This is a genomic window from Streptococcus pluranimalium, assembly GCF_047785745.1.
In the GTDB taxonomy this organism is placed as follows: Bacteria; Bacillota; Bacilli; order Lactobacillales; family Streptococcaceae; genus Streptococcus; species Streptococcus pluranimalium_B.
In genome coordinates this window covers 1-2,247 of record NZ_JBLOJT010000163.1, presented here as the reverse complement: position 1 = coordinate 2,247, position 2,247 = coordinate 1, and the positions used below count along the sequence as shown (strand labels likewise).

Below are 2,247 nucleotides of genomic sequence, written 5' to 3'. Positions count from 1 at the left end.
AATGAGTTACTTAAAGCATTTCCTACTCCTGAAAAAATGATAGAGGCTGGAGTTCAAAAGCTAATGGACATTAAACGATTAACAGTTAAACATGCAAAGGATATTCTCGAACTTGCTTCAAACACCATTGGGACGACATCTCCCGCTCGTGAATTTGAATTGGTTCAAATCATTGAGAATATCCAGCACTACGAAAAACTCATCAAACAAGCTAATCACTTTTTTGACTTGATCGAGGAGCATCTGGAGACTGTGAATAAAGAATTTCGAACGGTCTTCAAAACTTTTTTGAAATACAAAAGCTATATTATTAATGCCTTAGAACTTCCCTATTCTAACGCGAAGCTAGAAGCAACCAACAAACTCATCAAAGGTATCAAACGACAAGCTTTTGGATTTCGGAAGTTTAAAAACTTTAAAACCAAAATTCTCATCGCTTTAAACACTCAAAAAGAGAGAACCAGAACGATTCTCTCTAGATGTTAATTATAAGTCACCCACTACAGTTGACGAAGAGCCACTTTATCTTGGGTAGATATATACGGCAGCACCTTGATAAGTTGCCGTAGGGTTAAACCAACCACGATGGTTTCCAATTGATTGAATACCATTATAATTAGCTTCCATAACTTGAATACGAGTTGAACTTTCAACTGCAACTACTACTGCAACATGACCATAACCGCCATCGTTCCAAACAGCAATTGAACCTACAGTTGGAGTTGATCCTACTGAGAAACCTGCAGCAGCTGCTGAAGCTGCCCATTGTCCACCATTACCCCAGTTATTTCCAGCCCAAGGAGCGAGTGATTTAGCGCCCCAAGTACACTGACCTACTGGATAAGTGTTACCAGCTGTATTAATTACTGGTGTCACAGATGAAACTGATGATGCTTGCGTAGATGACGTACGCGATACAGTAGATGTAGGCGTCAATGCTGTTTGAGAACTTCTAGCAGAAGCAACTGACGCCGATTGAGATGATGATGTCACAGATTGAGATGATGAAGCTTGGGAAATTACTTGTTCCGAAGCTTTTTGAGCTTCAACTGCAGCTGTACTTGCTGAAGCAACTGCCATAGAAGTTGCTGCAACGGATTCTGAAGCTACGACACTAGCTGCAACAGAGGCTGCGACTTCAGATGCAACGGCAGCTGCTGAAGCTGCTGCCTGAACAGCTGAAGCAGATTCTGAAGCTGAAATAGAGGCTGCGACTGACTGAGAAGTCGAAACAGAAGCTGCGACTGATTCTGCCGTTGATTTCTCTGCTACTAGAGATGATTTTTCATCTTCAGCAGTCGCTAATTCAACAGCAAGAGCTACTTGTGAAGCTTTCAACTCAGCTTGTTGTGTTTCCAATGTTGACTTGTTAGCGGCAAGAGTTGCTTGGTTGGCAGCAATTGTATTAATAGCTGCTTGGTTTTCTTTCTGTTTTTCAGCAAGAGCAACTTTATCCGACTCTTGTTTTTCTAACATCATATGGTTAGCCGAAACCACTTCGCGGATAGCAACTACCTTACTAATAGCTTCTGAAATTGACTTAGAATTGATAACAGTATTAATATAATTCGTTACCGTATTTTGTTTTTGAGCACTACGAGCTTGTTTCTTTAATGACTCACTACGTGCAACAATTTTCTCAGATAAAGTTTGAATTTCAGTAGATAAAATCGCTGATTTCTCTTTCAAAGAAACGTTTTGAGCTTCTAAATCAGCCTGTTGAGCTGATAATGTACCTACTTGAGTCTGAATAGATTCAACTTCCGACTGTGCTACAGCTTGCTGACTAGTCAAATTAATAATAGCATCATCTTTAGCTGCAATCTTTGTATCATAATCTTCTGCATTCACAGATACATGTGTTCCAAGTGTCACACCACTCAACAAAACAGCTGATAAAATTCTTTTCTTCATAATTAAAAACTACTCCTGTGTAATTAAGACAAATAACATTTTACCAAAAAAAAAGAGGTAGTATATTACGCCAATGTTACAATTTCATTGAAATAACAAGGCTATTTATCAAAATTAGTGAAAAATAAAGATATTTCCCTAAAAATATTAAAGGCTTAAAGTCTTTAATACACGATTTTGCAAAATACAAGCAATAAATGGCTCTATAAGACTGTAGTGGGTAAATACTCTACAGATATTAGAGAGCTTTTTGACTTGATTGAAGAGCAAATGGAGACTGTGAATAAAGAGTTTCAAACAGTCTTCAAAACCTTTTAGAAATATAAGAACCTA

At 38.1% G+C, this 2,247-nt stretch carries 2 protein-coding genes; one reads left to right on the top strand and one right to left on the bottom strand.

Annotated elements, in window-relative coordinates; genetic code table 11:
* Positions 1 to 486, top strand: a 486-nt coding sequence (locus ACMZ6U_RS10160) for a transposase (RefSeq protein WP_416108306.1), incomplete at its 5' end; no start/stop codon positions are given.
* Between the two features lie 36 nt (positions 487 to 522).
* Here the strand turns inward: ACMZ6U_RS10160 and ACMZ6U_RS10155 are convergent.
* Complete coding sequence (locus ACMZ6U_RS10155; RefSeq protein ID WP_416108305.1) at positions 523 to 1,914, bottom strand: CHAP domain-containing protein; 1,392 nt, start codon at positions 1,912 to 1,914, stop codon at positions 523 to 525.
* Positions 1,915 to 2,247 lie beyond the last annotated feature (333 nt).